General features: G+C 49.4%; 11 protein-coding genes. 1 reads left to right on the top strand and 10 read right to left on the bottom strand.

Features of this window, described 5'->3' with window-relative positions; translation table 11 throughout:
* Positions 1-196: 196 nt before the first annotated feature.
* The 8 genes from RN22_RS21940 to RN22_RS21905 form a co-directional block, all read right to left on the bottom strand.
* Complete coding sequence (locus tag RN22_RS21940; protein ID WP_002542593.1) at positions 197-2,314, bottom strand: type I secretion system permease/ATPase; 2,118 nt, start codon at positions 2,312-2,314, stop codon at positions 197-199.
* The gene (locus RN22_RS21935; protein ID WP_046307765.1) at positions 2,307-4,238 is read right to left on the bottom strand and encodes an EAL domain-containing protein; all 1,932 of its coding nucleotides are present in this window, start codon (positions 4,236-4,238) and stop codon (positions 2,307-2,309) included. The genes RN22_RS21940 and RN22_RS21935 overlap by 8 nt, the downstream gene beginning before the upstream one ends.
* Before the next feature lie 6 nt (positions 4,239-4,244).
* Complete coding sequence (locus RN22_RS21930; protein ID WP_046307763.1) at positions 4,245-4,913, bottom strand: transglutaminase-like cysteine peptidase; 669 nt, start codon at positions 4,911-4,913, stop codon at positions 4,245-4,247.
* 16 nt (positions 4,914-4,929) lie between these two features.
* A complete protein-coding gene (locus tag RN22_RS21925) occupies positions 4,930-5,523 on the bottom strand; it encodes an OmpA family protein (protein WP_046307761.1) in 594 nt (197 codons plus the stop codon).
* A gap of 3 nt (positions 5,524-5,526) precedes the next feature.
* The gene (locus tag RN22_RS21920) at positions 5,527-6,846 is read right to left on the bottom strand and encodes a TolC family outer membrane protein (RefSeq protein ID WP_046307759.1); all 1,320 of its coding nucleotides are present in this window, start codon (positions 6,844-6,846) and stop codon (positions 5,527-5,529) included.
* Positions 6,847-6,929: 83 nt separating this feature from the next.
* Positions 6,930-8,330, bottom strand: a complete 1,401-nt coding sequence (locus tag RN22_RS21915) for an HlyD family type I secretion periplasmic adaptor subunit (RefSeq protein ID WP_046307757.1) — start codon at positions 8,328-8,330, stop codon at positions 6,930-6,932.
* Between the two features lie 371 nt (positions 8,331-8,701).
* Positions 8,702-10,009: a sigma-54 dependent transcriptional regulator gene (locus tag RN22_RS21910; RefSeq protein ID WP_046307754.1), complete on the bottom strand. Its 1,308-nt coding sequence runs from the start codon at positions 10,007-10,009 to the stop codon at positions 8,702-8,704.
* Positions 10,006-11,814 carry an ATP-binding protein gene (locus tag RN22_RS21905; protein ID WP_046307753.1) on the bottom strand — a complete coding sequence of 603 codons (1,809 nt, stop codon included), beginning with the start codon at positions 11,812-11,814 and terminating at the stop codon, positions 10,006-10,008. Before RN22_RS21905 ends, RN22_RS21910 begins: the two co-directional genes overlap by 4 nt.
* Before the next feature lie 132 nt (positions 11,815-11,946).
* Between RN22_RS21905 and pdxH the strand changes: the two genes are divergently transcribed.
* Entirely contained in the window at positions 11,947-12,585 is a 639-nt protein-coding gene (gene pdxH / locus RN22_RS21900; protein WP_002542603.1) for a pyridoxamine 5'-phosphate oxidase, read from the top strand.
* Between the two features lie 79 nt (positions 12,586-12,664).
* Here the strand turns inward: pdxH and RN22_RS21895 are convergent, their stop codons facing one another.
* Positions 12,665-13,375 carry a helix-turn-helix transcriptional regulator gene (locus RN22_RS21895; RefSeq protein WP_046307751.1) on the bottom strand — a complete coding sequence of 237 codons (711 nt, stop codon included), beginning with the start codon at positions 13,373-13,375 and terminating at the stop codon, positions 12,665-12,667.
* Between the two features lie 510 nt (positions 13,376-13,885).
* Entirely contained in the window at positions 13,886-15,724 is a 1,839-nt protein-coding gene (locus tag RN22_RS21890) for an SUMF1/EgtB/PvdO family nonheme iron enzyme (RefSeq protein WP_002542606.1), read from the bottom strand.
* Positions 15,725-15,765: the final 41 nt, after the last annotated feature.

The following is a 15,765-nucleotide window of genomic DNA, read 5'->3' as shown; positions in this document are numbered from 1 at the left end:
GCTTTGTTGAGGTGTATTTGCTTAGAATCACTAGGCGGCACACACCTCGCCGCGCCTAAAACGCTTATAGCGAGAACAAAATTTAACCACCAAAGATCAACAGCCCCTAGTTACCGTCATTTACACTGTAAAATGTCAGGCACAAAAAAAGCACCGATATCGGTGCTTTTCTATTGCCTAACAGGGACGGTTTTTATCATCCAACCTTCTGAATTTTTCCGTCTTTTAAAGCCTGCAATACGGCCAGTTTCGGGCCATCTGCCACTATGCTTCCCTGTTCGACCACAATGATACGGTCAACGACATCCAGCATACCAGTTTTGTGTGTGTTAATGATCAGTGTTTCGTCGCGGCGAAGTGACGACATTTGCTGCTTGATGTATTGCTCAGAGCGGTTGTCCATGGCACTGGTCGGTTCATCCATCAAAAGCACTGGAGGACGACCCAACATAGCGCGGGCGATAGCAATAGATTGGCGTTGACCACCGGAAAGCTGATTGCCGCCTTCGCCCACCTGACGTTCAAGGCCTGCAGGATCTCGCTGCGTAAAGGTGGTGACGCCAGAACGGTTGGCGGCATCAAGAATGTCACGGTCGTCTGCCAATGGGCGTCCCAGGGTGATGTTGTCACGGATAGAGCCAAAGAACAGTATAGGGTCCTGCGGGACACAGCCTATATTACGGCGTATGTCGATATTATGGATTTGGCTGATGTCTGTCTCATCGATACGTACTGAACCCGCTGTAGGGCGATACAGACCCATTAACAGTCGACTGAGCGTCGTCTTGCCTGAACCGATACGTCCGATGATAGCCACCTTCTCTCCGGGAAGGATGGTGAAGGAAATATCGCGGAGTGCGGCCACTTCTGAGTTGGGGTAGTTGAAGTTCACACGATCGAATTCAATCTTGCCGCGGATAATCGGGCGGTGAATGTAGCGTTTCCCCTCTTCCTGTTCGGAAGGCATATCCATCAATTGGCTGATGATTTCCATCGCGGACTTGGCTTGATTGTAGCGCGTGGATAGCAAGGACAGTTGGACCATTGGACCTACGGCACGAGAACTCAACATTGTTGCCGCAATCAATCCACCCATGGTCAGGTCACCCGCGGAGATAAGGTACACACCAAACACGATCATCGAGACATTGACGAACTGTTGAATAAAGCCAGCGGCGTTTTGAACCGAGTCAGTCAGGCGGCGGGTTTTGATCCCCCAGTTTGCCATATGTGCCACGGCTTCTTCCCATCGGTATTGGAACTGACTCTCAGCGCCAAATAGCTTGATGGTTTCCAAGCCAGCCAGACTTTCAATCAGGTTGGCGTTCTTTTGGGAAGACAGGCGAGAGCCCTCTTCAATGGTATGGCGTAATGGCTTTTGTATGATAGCGGCGTGGATCATCAAAATCAGCACGGCTGCGATAGGCACAATAACCAGAGGCCCAGCCACAATCCAGATGATAAACAGGAAGAAGAACGCAAAGGGTAAATCAATCAAGGCGGAGACAGAAGCAGAGGTAAAGAAATCCCGTATGGATTCGAACTCCTGCATATGGCGAGCAAAGGCACCGACAGAAGGCGGGCGTGCCTCCATGCGAATCCCCATGACTTTCTCAAAGATTCTGGAAGAGATCAGTAAGTCCGATTTTTTCCCTGAGATATCGATGAAGTAACTTCGCAGCATCTTGAGCACAAGATCGAACAGGAAGATGACGAAGACCCCGGTGGCAAGCACCCAAAGTGAGTCAAACGCCAAATTGGGCACGATTTTGTCGTAGACGATGCGAGAAAAGAGTGGGGTGGCGATAGCAAAAGCGTTGATGAAAATGGAGGCTATCAGCACATCACGATAAATCGAGCGGGATTCCCAAAGGGTGCTCCAGAACCAATGGCCCTGACGCTCTTTAAGAATTTCGGGAGATCGCTCGTCGTAGCGGAATTGTTTTTTCAGTAAGAAAACACGCCCAAGGTAATCCTCTTCCAGTTCGCTGATAGGGCGAACGGCAGGCGTGGTGTCGGTGAGCGGTTCAACCACTTCCGCTTCACCGGTTTCATGATTGATGCTCTGAAGCACACATGCCTGATTGTCCTTGAGTAACAAAACACAAGGACAGAGCATGGGCGACAAATCTTTGAGCGCCTGGCGGCTTTCTTTGGCATCGATCCCCGCCCGCTCCGCGGCTCGGGGAAACAGGAAGGGGGAGAGGTATCCGTCAGAAATCGGCAAGCCGGATACTAACGCATCCGGCGAGTTTGATTGACCGAAGTATCGGCTGACGTAAACCAAAGATTGCAGCAGGGGGTCTTTAACCATGATTCTCTGATTTCTTCTCGAATATAAAGCCCTGGAAACCATTCACGAACAGCTCAGACAGTTTATTGAGCTGGGCTTCCGTTTCTACGCGCGTGGCGATGGTTGTGATATTCAGGTTGTGTGCCGTACGACATATTGAAGCTAGCACATGGCTTTGCGACTCGTCGTCGAGATTACTGGTGTAAGCAAAATCAATCTTCACGTATGAAGGTTTGAATTTATTCAGGTAATCCAGCGACTGGAAGTTTCGGCCATAGTTGTCCACACCGAACCCGAAGTTGAAGCGGTGCGCCGCCTCGGTCAGCAGGCTGACGTGATCCGGGAAGCGGACAAACACACTTTCCGGGATTTCGAAGAACAGGCGCCCCGCCATGTTGCGGTGCTTCTGCATCGTGGTAGTCAGCCAGCGAATGAAGGAAGCATTGGTGACACTGTTCTGGGTCAGGTTGATCGCGACCGGACCAAGGTTCGGGTCATCACTCAAACGCTCAATCATGTGGCTTACTACGTAGCGGTCGAAGGACTCTCCCAGTTCCAGTTGCTCCACAGCACCAAGGAAATGCGCGGCACCATAGTATTCTTCTCCTTTCTCAATCGCGGAGAAAACTTCCTGGTGAATAACGGTCTGATCGCTGGATGAGGCTGACTGAAATTTGAATTTGAACCAGTCGTGCGCCATGGCATCAAGGATAAGTGATTTCCACTGTTGTTTACCCATCGAAGCATCATTCGCCGTTTGGTCAATCATAGAGATTGGGTGATTCGGCGTATTGCGTGCTTGAGTCAGGGCGTTATCAGCCTGCGCCAGCAAAACACTCGCATCGCGGTTATCTGAGCTGTTAACCGCGAGGCCGATAGCCACTTTCGGTGGAGTAATCCCCATTGGGTCATGCTGCATATCGTTTACGATAGCCATGATACTTTCACCGATAATTTGCAGATCTTCACCTGTGCTGTTCGGTGCCAGAATCACAAATTCGTCTTTCGAGATACGCGACGCAGTGCAGTCAGCATCGGTCAGGGTGGTGTTCAGCTTCTTGGCAAATTGACCAACAATGGTGTCACCTTGGGCAAAACCCTGATTGCGGTAGGTATCTGTGATCAGGTCAACTTTTACCATCACCAGACCACCGACGGCTGATTCTGCCAGCCAAGATTTAAGCTGGCCAACGAAGAAGCTACGGTTACCCAAACCAGAAACAGTGTCACGGTAAGCGTGCTCACGCAGACGGTCGGCTTCTTTGGCTTGTTGCTCAAAATACGCTTCGAGCTGGCTGCTCATTTGGTTAATAGCGCGAACCACGGTTTTTAGCTCACGAGTTGGTGGCAATGGTATCGGTTCGCCAAACTTATTACGGGCAATTTCTTTTGCACGTTTGGTGATGGTATCAAGTGGTCGCAGTGAACGGCTGAGCTGTATGGCGATAATAAGCATCGCAATAACAAACAAAATACCTATCCATACACCCAGTTGAATGGTGGAACGCCACATTTCCTTGTAAGCGTAACCCGGGTGTGAAACCACGGTGACTTCGGCAAGCTGTAACCAACCGCTGGTAAAGGTGCGTTCTTCGGTAATGACAGGGAAGAGTTCCAGATTGGTATACCAGTCTGGTACCCCTTCTACATGTATCGGATACTCGCGGATAATTTCGCTGCCGTCGGAGAGCATTTTCAGACGGACTTCCTGATAAAAACCGCCATCGAACAGTGCATTGATCACCGATTCCACAGCGACTTTATCGTCGTCTTCAAGATAAGGCGCGAGGGCGAGGCCCATCGAGTTAATGGTGTTATTTACCTCAGCCGATTGCTGAGTCAGCAGAAAATTACGAGTGGTGTTGAGCTCAATACCTGTCACTGCCAGAATCAGCAGGAAGAATATCGCCAACATCCATGTAAACAATTGCCGGTATAAAGTCATAGACGTTTACCCATCATAGTTTTTGATCGGTCTGTTCAGCTTTACAGACCCCATGCGCGCCCGGAGATCGTTCCACAATCCCAGTCGCGATGATTTGCCTGCAAGCTCACCTTTACCGCGTTCTTTCATGAGCCACAGCCTGCTACCGTTGAAGCTGTATACAGGAAGTAGGTCTCGTCGTTTTGAGGCCTTTTTAATTTCTGGGTCGATATTATCCAGTAGGACAGGCTCGGAGGAAGCGGTTGGGTAGTAGGCAACAACCATATGGAATTGATTGAGTTTGATGGCTTTAACGTAAACAAGACGCAGCTTTTTATCGTCAATGCCGAGCTCTCTGAGCGTGAAGTATTTCGCGATACTGAAATCTTCACAGTCTCCCGCCGCGCTGCCAAGAAACTCCAATGGTGTCGCCCAATAGTCCTTCTTTCCCCACAAATCGATATCATTCACAAAATAGAGCTGGTTGAAAAAGTTGTTCACTGCTTCAAGCTTTTGCGTTTCTGAAAGATCGGCAGACTGCGCGACAACATCACGCCATGCCGCGACTCGCTTTCCCGCTCTTTCACCGTAAAATGACGCTACTTTGTTGACCCACTGACTGTCAGTATCACTCAGTGCGAACGTTACGATAGATGGCAACAGGAACATGAGGAGTAAGGTCGCCCGTTTTCGCATCAGGCAACCTCAGCCACTATTGTCCCCGTTGGGTAAAGATGGTCCATGCTTCCTTAATTTCCCCTTTAAATCCTTTCACGCGACCTACAACACGTCGATTCACAAGCTGTGTGGTTTCTGTGCTGTCAGCCAGCATGAGATCGCCTTCACCCAGGCCTACAATGGTGAGACGATCGACTGGAACGCCTCTTTCTATGAGCTGTGCTTGAACTGCTTTGGCACGTTGGACAGACAAATCCCTGTTGTAGTCGTCAGACCCTGGAGAACTTGTATGTCCTTGAAGTTCTAGAAAGGTTTCGGGATAAAGCTTAAGGAATCCAGCCATTTTGTCCAGTGCTTCACGGTAAGCGGGTTCTACAATTGCAGAGTCGTTTGCAAACTGAATTCTTAATGAGTTGTCACTTTCAAGCAAAAGGTAGTTCGGGCACCCATCGTTATCGATGATTGCCACGTCCGGTGTGTTGTCACACAAATCGCGCGCGTTGATCACACCGTCACTATCATCGTCCAATAAATCGGCGCGTTGTTCAGCAAGAGGAGGTTGGTCAGCGGAAAGTGAGCAGCCGCTAATGGCAAGGAGAATGCTGCTGAATAGCAATACGTGTTTCATGGATTAACCTTCTTTGTCTATCACAGGTTCAAGCCATTCCTCCGGTACATCGACACGTAGCGCATCCAGCAGGGTGCCCATACTGTTGAGTACACGGTATTTGGCCGTAATGTTCGCGTAGTGCGCATCGAGATATGATCGCCTTGCCTCAAACAGTTCATTTTCAGTATTTAGCAGGTCCAGTAAGGTTCTGCGGCCAATTTTGAATTGCTTTTCGTAGGCGATAACGGTTTCAGACGCCGCATCTACGTGTTGTGCAAGATACTTCTTTTGTTGCTCGGTTAGCTGGTACGCACTCCAGGCCAGACGTGTACCCTCTCCCAAAAGTCGCGAGGCGTTGTCGAAAATGTCCTTCGACTTGTTCAATTGATACGCGCTGCGACGCATGTTGGCGGCATCGGTGCCACCGTTATATAGGTTGAATCGAACCCGCAGCATGGCGCTGAGCTCGTTCACTTCGTCTTCGACACCACCTGCTTCTTCACTCCAGCTCTGGCTGGCCTCGAAAGTAAGCGATGGGTACATGTTGCCTTTGTTTTGTCGATACTGGGCACGTGCCGCATCGATGTCATAAGTCGCTAGTTTGACTACCGGATTGTTGGCAAAAGCCACTTCTAACGCTTCTGCTTGTGACTGGGGTAGATAGAGAGCATCTACCTCTGGGTCGACAGGGTCTTTGATGTCGACGCCGACAATTCTCAGGAATTCAGTTTGCGCGTCATCCATATTACTTCTGGCAGCCAGCATATTAGTGATAGAACGTGCAACACGTGCCTGAACCTGTGACAGGTCAGCGGTGGAACCAATGCCCGATTCTGCGCGCCGCTGAATGTCTGCCAGCATCTTTTCATGGACTTCGACATTGGCTTCAGACAATGAGAGAAGCTGTTTGGCAAGCAGCACAGCCACATAGGCTTCCGTCACTGCCAGCGACTTATCCTGCGCATCGGAGAGCAATTGATAGCGCTGCGCTTCCGCCTCAAACTCAGTGCGGTCGATGTTATCTCCGGTCTGTCCATCCCAGATGAGTTGGGTCAGGCTGATGCTGGCGTCGCGACGGTTGAAGTCCATGTCACCACTGGCTTGGGTGGATGAGTTATCAATACGCTCATAACCTACGCCTGCATTGAGGTTGATGTCTGGCAGGTAGTCACCCGTGGCCGCATCAATGTCTTCCCTATTACTCATGAAGTCATTAAATGCACTTTTCAGCTCTGGATCGGTAGCGATCGTGGTCGCGACGGCTTGTTCCACAGACATGGACCACGCAGGCGCACAGAGTGAGCTGATTGCAGAAGCGATCAAAAGCTTTTTCCAGTTCAAAACACATCCCCCTATAAAGGCAGCATTTAGCGCAAATTATTGTTATGTCACAGCCTCTTTTTATGGGCTGGTTTTTTAAATATTTATTCTCTAAGCGCGGATTTTTGCGCTTGCAGTATGGGTTTTAGCAGATAGTCCAACACACTGCGCTTACCCGTGATGATGTCAGCAGATGCTGTCATCCCCGGAATAATGGGTAACTCTTCACCTACACCCAAGTTATTGGATTCAGTGCGTATTTTTACAAGATAGAAGCTATTTCCCTCTTCGTCCTGAATTGTGTCTGCACTGATGGTTTCCAGAATGCCTGTCAGACCACCGTAGACGGTAAAATCGTAGGCGCTGAATTTCACGATGGCTTCAAGCCCGGGGCGGAGGAACGCAATGTCCTGTGGGGCAATTTTTGCTTCGATTAGCAGGTTGTCTTCACTCGGTACGATTTCAACCAAATCCATCCCAGGTTGGATGACGCCACCAACCGTGTTGACGTGTAATTTCTTGATGGTGCCATCGACCGGACTGACAACCACGGTTCGTTGCACGCGGTCAGCAAGGGTGACGCGGGTCTCCGTCATGGCAAGAAGTTTGTCTTCTACATCATTGAGGCGCTCCTGCTGTTCACCACGGAATTTAAGCGCGACATCAACGTGCTTAAACACGGCCTCTTGCAGTGCTGAAGTGATAGAGGGGAGTGACAATTCTGCTGAAGACAGTTCGCGCTTGGTGTCGTTCACCTGTCGCTGTAGTTTCAGCAAATCGATTTGTGGCACCACGCCTTCATCAGCTAATGGTTTGGTGATGTTGTATTCTTCGCGGGCAAAATTGTAGCTTTGTCGAAGGTTTTGCACACGCGCCCGGGTTTCAATGAGCTCTTGTTGTTTCTGGCGAATTTGCTGCGACGTGACGGACAACTGGTTTTGAAGGTTGTTGAGCTTTTCACGGTACTCGGCTCGTTGACGGGAAACCACTGCACGGTGCTCCTCAACGAACGTTGGATCAAATTCAAGCTCTACGCGATTGATCGAGACTGACTTTTGCCAGTCTTCAACCTCGACGTCGGGATCGACCACCACAGAGTCCACCAGCGTTTTCAGCGTGACAGAATCGCCCCGCAAACTGGTGAGCTCCTGAATTCGCTCGCGAAAATCAGAACGGAACATGGTGTCATCAATCAACAGCAGTTGCTGTCCTTCTTCGACGATGTCTCCCTCACGGACCAGCAGTTCTTTAACCAGTCCCCCTTCAAGGTTTTGCACCACCTGAAGTTGAGACGAAGGAATCACTTTCCCTTGGCCCACAGTGACTTTGTCGAGCTCGGCAAATGCCGCCCAGATAGCGCTGATCGTAATAAAAAGAGCGATAACCCAAAGCAAGACCCGCGCACTTTTAGGGGTTGAAAGCAAAAGAGCGGCGGTCTTGTCATCGATATAGTCAAGGTGCTCGCTGGCTGGCAGCTTAGATTCCGGTTTATTTGATTTTGTCATTGTTATGCCGACTAAAAAAATCCAAGAAAGACAAAAAGGGTTGCAGGCCAGAAATGCCAACAGACCCTATAAAAGAGTAGTTTATCTATGAGATTCTCACTAATCGGGAGCAGTGTAACGAGAATGAGCAAGAGCCAGTTTCTCACTGGCGAGAAACTGGCGAGTATTCCGTAACTTAGGCCTCATGCGGCTTTAGTGGGAAGAAGGGGGGTTGGTGGTGTCGAAAAAATTTCTTTTAAAAAGTGAAAAAAATGTAGGATTTTTCGCTCGTTTTGCTGTGTATTTTTCCTGACTTTTTGAAGGGTTAAGTGTTTAGGTTCATATTAAAGGTCTGCCAAAAATGCCCAGCTACCGAGGAGGTGGTTGGAGGATTATCCTTTAAAGCTCTGCTTGTCGAGGTGATGCTTTTTAAGCTTTTCGTAGAGGGTCTTTCTGGCCAGCCCCAATTCATTTTGCACCTCTTTGAGCATGCCGTTATGTCTGTTTAGGGCATCGAACAAAATAGCTCGCTCCACTTTCAAAATACGATCTGCCAGTGTGTCGCGTTCTTTTTCATGCTCTGTCCCGCTTTCATTCGTCAGGCATTGCTCTCCCATCAGCACCCAGCGTTCTGAGTACGCTTGAAGCTCCCGCACATTGCCTTTCCATGAGTGTTGTAGCAGTTTTTCTTTGTGCTCAGCGTCTAAAGTAGGTGGGGCAACACCAAAGCGAGATGCGGTGGTACGCACGAAGTTTTGGCAAAGGGTGATCACATCTTCGCTGCGCTCCCTCAGCGGTGGAAATGCCAATGTGGTTTCAGACAGGTTCTGGAACAGACGTTGATTGAATCGCCCTTGGGCAATGCTGGCAGTCAAATCGACGCGGGTTGACGCAATAATACGCGGGCGGCCTGATGATTCTGTCAGGTCAGCGAGTTTTTCCTGTACGTTGGCAGGCAGCGCTTCAATACCATCGAGAAAAAGGGTGCCTTTACCCGCCGTTGCCACCTTACTGTGTTTGTAACTTGGCAGGGTGGCATACGCTTGTTGTTCGGATCCAAACAGCTCCATCGCAACCAAGGCTTCGGGGACCTGGCGACATTTCAGTGCAACAAAGGGTTCGTCCTGTCTGGTCCCCTGATCGTGGATAAAGCGTGCAGCCAGCTCTTTCCCTGTCCCTCTTTCCCCTTGAAGCAGTACATCGCTGTCTTGATCTTTCAAATGGAAGATCGTTCTCCTGAGCTGTTTGACCGAATCCGCGTTCCCCAAAATCCTTGGTCCTGGTGCACTTTGCGTTTCCAGTTGCCTTTTCAGCTCGCGGTTTTCCATCACCAGCTGACGTTTATCAACCCCTCGTTTGAGGACATCAAGCAGGTGATCGGTTGAGAAAGGTTTTTCGAGAAAATCGTAAGCTCCCTGACGCATGGCTGAAACGGCAGTAGAAATATCCCCGTGTCCGGTCAGCATGACAATTGAAAGCTCTTGGTCGATTTCCAAGGCTTTGGTTAAGAACGTCATGCCATCCATTTGCGGCATGTTGATGTCAGAGATAATCACGCCTTCAAACGCTGGAGTTAGCTGTTCAAGTGCCTCTTTGGCTGCGGCAAAAGCGCGGGAGTGAAACCCTTCAATTTCCAGGGTCTGGCTCAGCGCATCACGGATAGTGCGCTCATCATCAATGATCCATATTTCCGGTGTCACTGCGGGGTATCTCCATCGTAAAGACGTTGAAGGGTGATGGTGAACTCAGCGCCACCGGTTGGATGGTCGCTGATTTGAAGGCTGCCGCCAAACTCTTCAACTATCCGTCGGCAAATGGTTAGCCCTAATCCGAGCCCCTCTTTTTTGGTGGTATAGAAGGGTGAAAAAATATGCTTCTTGGTGTCGTTATCAATGCCGGGTCCATTGTCCCACACATGGATGGATACGCGATCAAGAAAGGTTTCCACCTTGATACCAATTTCTGGTGAAGGGGTATTGGCCACTGCCTGTGACGCATTGTTCAGAAGGTTCAAAATCACTTGCTCAAGCTGGACGGTGTCCGCATTCACTACCAGTCCTTTCTCTGGGATGTGGCAAGCGATCTGGATACCTTTTTTGATAAAGCTTGCCGCTGATAATTTCAGTGATGCTGAAATTGCATCATCGACTGAAGAGCGTGCTTTGCCTTCGAGGTTTTGTTTACGGGCGAAGATTTTAAAGCGCGCGACAATGTCTGCGACCATGCCAATCAGCTCATTGAGCTGTTTGAGGTTGCCATTGACTGACTCATAGCGTTCCTTTTCCATCAGTTTGATGCTGTTTTCGGTATAAGTGCGCATGGCGGCCAGAGGTTGGTTGATCTCGTGATTAATGCTGGCAGAGAGCTCGCCCAGCATGGCCAGCTTTGCCGCCTGAATCAGTTCATTTTCCGTCTGACGCAGGGCTTTTTGTGTGTCTTCATATTGTTGGATGCTCTGACGCAGCTTGGTGTTGGTTTCCTCAAGGCTCGCGGTTCTTGAGGCCACTTTCTGCTCCAGCTCATCGTTGAGCCTTGCAAGTTTTCGCTGGGTTTTGACGGTTTGCAGCCAAGCGGTAAGCACCAAAACCAGCAGGCCGTAGAAGGTAGCGAAAATAAGGACAGACTGGGTAACCACCGGCCAGGCATTGCTGGTGGGAATAAAACCGTATATCCGCCAACCAGCAGTGCCAAGGTCGGTATTGGAAACGAGCACACGTTCGCGATCTCTATTGGGCAAGCCAAGATGGAGAGCGTCCTGCGCTTCAATATCTTCCAGTGCTTTGAACCTTGTGAGATGACTTAAAGACGAGTCCCCATAGCGTCGGGAGTCACGAATCGTTTCTTTTTGTTTGTCAGACAGAATGGAAAGGGACTGATATAACCATTCGTCGCGCGAGCTGTAGAAAACCACTCCGAGTGGGTCGGCAATCAAATAGTCGAACCTTTGCTGATCCCAGATACTGTCGATGATAGAAAGGTCGACTTTTAGGGTCAGCACACCCGTGATTTCTTCGCCATCCCACACTGGATAAGAAAAGTAATAGCCGCGCTTGTCAGACACCACCCCCAATGCATAGTAACGCCCTTTCTTGCCTTCTATTGCTTGCTGAAAATAAGGACGGTAGTTGTAATTGTGTCCCACAAAGCTTTGGGCGTCTCCGGCATTACTGGCTGCCAGCGTGAGGCCGTTTTTGTCCATCAGATAGAGCACGTCACTTTTAAGGCGCGTATTCCAGTTACCCAGCAAAAGATTGGTATCATTCAGTAATCTTTCACTCTTCGGCACACGTAGAAGACGTTTCAATCTTGGATCAGCAGAAAGAACAACAGGGATTTCACTGTAACGGGACAGCTCTGCAGAGAGCTTCTCTTGAAGCTGATTGACGTCATACTCAATTTCTGTGGTGAAGCGTTTTTCGACTGAGGAATAGGTGAAAACACCGACCAATACAGTCAGTAATACGCCAATAGCTGTGATCAGTGAGATAAAAAGACGACGGCGCATAGCTTCCCTGTTAAATAGGTTCCATAACTGGTTGATGTGATGAGCGCCAACCGCCTGTAGAGTGCGGAAATTCGCTTGAGAAAAGACGCATGCCCCATCACAATGACGTAAAAACGTATTCGGAGCACCACAATGGATTTGTACGATATTCGCAGAGAATATAACCAAGGCGGTTTGAGACGCAAAGACCTGCCTGAAAACCCGGTTCAATTCTTTGAGCATTGGCTCAAACAAGCCATTGAGGCCAAGCTGCCAGACCCAACGGCGATGACTGTTGCCACCGTTGACGAAAATGGACAGCCATTTCAACGCATTGTGTTGTTGAAGCATGTCGACAACGACGGGTTTGTGTTTTACACCAACCTCGGTAGTCGTAAAGCTAAACAATTAGCAGATAACTCACGTATCAGCCTCCATTTCCCATGGCATCCACTTGAGCGTCAGGTACATATCACAGGGACCGCAGAAAAACTCAGCAAGCTTGAAGTGATGAAGTATTTTCTATCCCGTCCTAAAGAGAGCCAATTGGCCGCTTGGGCGAGTCGTCAGAGCGAACGTATTACCGCGCGTTCAGCATTGGAAAGCAAATACATGGAGCTGAAGCAACAGTTCGACAAGGGCGAAGTGCCAGTGCCAACCTTTTGGGGCGGATTCCGCGTGAAGCCAGAGTCTTTCGAATTCTGGCAAGGTGGTGAACATCGCCTGCACGATCGTTTTGTCTTCCAGAAAGAACAGGATGGTCAGTGGGATATTGAGCGCTTGGCGCCATAATTCCGCTTCTCTAAGCCAAAAAAAGCAGCGCTTTTGCGCTGCTTTCTTATGCCTAACATCGGGTATATATCGCTAAAAGCTACTCTGAAAGCACCAGAGTTAGTTGCTGCTTCAACAGTGAGTCTGGGATTTTGCACCCCACGCCATTTTCCAGCGCTTTATCAACCAACTCGGTTTTACTTGCTGCACCCAGTTTGACGCGCAGGTTAGCGAAATGGTTCTCAATGGTTTTGACCGACACACCTAGAGACTGCGCGATAAACTGTGGCTTTTTACCGAACTGGTGGAAGAAGAGCACTTCTGATTCGCGAGCGGAAAGTGATGCACTTCCTTGTGTGTTTGCAGCGGGCTGGGGCTCAACCGGTTCAATGCCTGCAGCTTTGCAAATCCACTGACCGACTTCCAGTATCGGATTGTCGTTCAGTGCCTGTCCATGAAAAATCGTTCCCAATACCTCCCCATCATCACCATACCAAGGCACTTTGGTAAACACATGTGCTTGCCATTGACCATTGGGGTAAGGGTGGATGTTGAGCACCCGCATATAACGACCACTTTCAATCACCTGCCGATCTTGTTGCTTGAACAGTGCTGCGCAGTCGGCAATCGCATGAGGAAGCTCTTCATCGCTTCTCCCTCTTAGGGCCTCGGGTGAGTCAGCGCCGACTAACTTGGCATAGGCAAGATTGACGTGAACAAAACGTGACTGGGTGTCTTTACAGCCCCAACAGCCAGGGAGTTGCTCAAACAGGGATATCAGCATGGAAGGTGGCAGGGATATGTCGTTCATCGTTGGGTGGCGATAGATTTAAGTTACATCGTATTGTAAGTGATTGCTTATGACATTAAAAGCATATTAATCATATGGTTACTTCGAAGTAATGATCAGGAATATCCGAAGTCTCTAGATAAAAAAACCGGCTCGTAGGAGCCGGTAAAGACAAGATCTCACTCACTAGAGTGGTTTCCTGTACGACGTGTAGAAGAGGCCACCTGACACTGTGCTCGAGGGTAATCACACACTGTCTGATGGGTCACCGAGGTAAATTTCAGTGATAAAACAGGCGCATACTGCAATATGCGCCTGTTTGACTCTCACTATACTGAGGAGCCAGAAATTCGGACAGGGGGGGAATGCACTAATTAAGCGAATAACTGACAATGTTATTTGTTATTAGCGACCTTGATCTCGTTTTTCTGTGGATATTTGTTTGGATGTTTAGGCGGGGCTGCCAATAATTGCGAGGCATGAAAAAGCCCGCAATCGCGGGCTTTTAGGGACATAAAGAGACGTTGGAAACTAGATGTTTCTCACGACCCTAAAGCCAAGGTAGTTGGCGCTAATATCTGATTTCAGCTCTAGACGCTCTGCGACACGCGCGCTGCTTGGTGAGAAACTCCAAGCACCGCCACGGGCGACAGGTGTCTGACTTTCTGCCCACTCCCACACATTACCTGCAGTGTCATACACACCGAATGGGTTAGCAGGGAAGCTGGCGACAGGCGAAGTGCTTCTGTTTGACCAAACGGTGCCACTCCAGCCAGTGTTGGCGTTACCAACACCAATATCGTTGCCCCACCAAAAGTCAGAGTCGCTGCCTGCACGCGCTGCCACTTCCCACTGAACTTCCGTTGGGAGGGCATAGCTGAACCCGGTTTGCGTGCTCAGCCATTTAGAATAAGCTTGTGCATCATCTTTAGTGATACAGACAACAGGTGAGTTCTCAGCTTGGTCAAAACCGGGTTTGCGCCAGTTGTGATTCAGTAGCTGTTTTGGTTCGCCGTTGATCAGAGACGTACATCCCTGACCTTCTTCAGCGTCCGTCACATAGCCTGTTGCGGCGACAAACTCTCCAAACTGTTTCACAGTGACGGGCGTCGCTGCAATAGAGAAGGGTTGGTCGACAACCACCGGTTGTTTGGCTTCAAAGCCAACGCGGTATTGGCCTGCACCAATCACCACCATTTTAGGTGCCTGACGATTATTCGAGAGTTTGTCAGCGAAACGCTTTCCCGGCTGTGGACGGTTCTCCTGTTCACGAAGGTTTGCCCAAACCGTAGAATCCTTGTTCATGAACATCTGACGGCTGTACGGTTCGAAACCTGGCTTCTCAACGGTCAACTGATGTTGGCCTGCTGGCAGCATGATCTCTACCGGCGTTGAGCCGTAAGTCACACCGTTGATGGTGACATTGTCTTCATAACGGTTTGAACGGATTTTTACATTAACCCAGCGTTTTGCTTGTTGCTTCGGTGCAGCTTTGGCGGAAGTAAAAGAGTTCTCCACACAGTAGCGCTCAGCGAAATCCAGCAATTTACATGCTGCGTTTTCGTCAGGCTGGCTGCGCATTTCCGCTTGCATACGGGTAATGTAACGATTGTTGCCGCTAAAGCCGCTGTCGACCACGTTATTGTTCATCACATGGATATTGAATGACACGCGATTGGCGTTGAGTTTTGCAGTGGTCGATTCCGTCACATTATCCAGCACCTGAGCCTGGAAGGTATTAACGGCTTTTTGCATGGTCAGGGTTTTGCCCTGATTTGAACATGCAGCCAGCGTCATCGAATCACTACAGGTAATGGTGTGAACCACTTCGATAGTATCTGCGAAGGTCAGTTCCTGACGAAGACGCTTAACACGGGCTTCTTTTTTGGATTCCTGCAGATTTTCCAACGCGCTAACCAGCAATTGTTTCTGACGGTTTTCGCCTTCAACAATACGCTGCTGTTCAGCAATGGCCTGATCATTGGTTAGAGTGGAAGACTGATTATCTTTTACTGCGCTCCACGCAGCTTGGTAATCATCTTTATATTGGGTGAGATCGGTATCTGGGTTTTCGAGGAGTCGACGGAATTGCTCATCAAGACGTTCTTGGGCGAGATTTCGTTTCTTCTCTAACTCGATAGCTTTAGTGGCCAGCGTTTCACGCTCGCTTAATAAAGCATCCAGTTTATCTCGTTGCGTTTGGAGGTTTTCAGCGTGAACGCTAATTTCACTTCGTTTATCGGCTAGCTTCTGTTCCAGCGCAACGACAGGATCGTCAGTTGCCGCATTGGCCCCATTGGCAAGCGATTGACTACTAAGAAGTATCGGCGATAACGCGAATACTAACGCGGCGATGCGATTACTTTTCATATGTCCCTTGCTTATTCTCAGAAATCATAAACACCTTTACT

This window comes from Grimontia sp. AD028 (assembly GCF_000973155.1).
GTDB classification, from domain to species: Bacteria; Pseudomonadota; Gammaproteobacteria; order Enterobacterales; family Vibrionaceae; genus Enterovibrio; species Enterovibrio indicus.
This window is presented reverse-complemented; position numbering and strand designations above follow the sequence as displayed.

Bases quoted from the DNA above. Each gene is read 5' to 3' on its own strand.
- RN22_RS21940 (WP_002542593.1), bottom strand. From the start codon at position 2,314: ATGGTTAAAGACCCCCTGCTGCAATCTTTGGTTTACGTCAGCCGATAC.
- RN22_RS21935 (WP_046307765.1), bottom strand. From the start codon at position 4,238: ATGACTTTATACCGGCAATTGTTTACATGGATGTTGGCGATATTCTTC.
- RN22_RS21930 (WP_046307763.1), bottom strand. From the start codon at position 4,913: ATGCGAAAACGGGCGACCTTACTCCTCATGTTCCTGTTGCCATCTATC.
- RN22_RS21925 (WP_046307761.1), bottom strand. From the start codon at position 5,523: ATGAAACACGTATTGCTATTCAGCAGCATTCTCCTTGCCATTAGCGGC.
- RN22_RS21915 (WP_046307757.1), bottom strand. From the start codon at position 8,330: ATGACAAAATCAAATAAACCGGAATCTAAGCTGCCAGCCAGCGAGCAC.
- RN22_RS21905 (WP_046307753.1), bottom strand. From the start codon at position 11,814: ATGCGCCGTCGTCTTTTTATCTCACTGATCACAGCTATTGGCGTATTA.
- pdxH (WP_002542603.1), top strand. From the start codon at position 11,947: ATGGATTTGTACGATATTCGCAGAGAATATAACCAAGGCGGTTTGAGA.
- RN22_RS21895 (WP_046307751.1), bottom strand. From the start codon at position 13,375: ATGAACGACATATCCCTGCCACCTTCCATGCTGATATCCCTGTTTGAG.
- RN22_RS21890 (WP_002542606.1), bottom strand. From the start codon at position 15,724: ATGAAAAGTAATCGCATCGCCGCGTTAGTATTCGCGTTATCGCCGATA.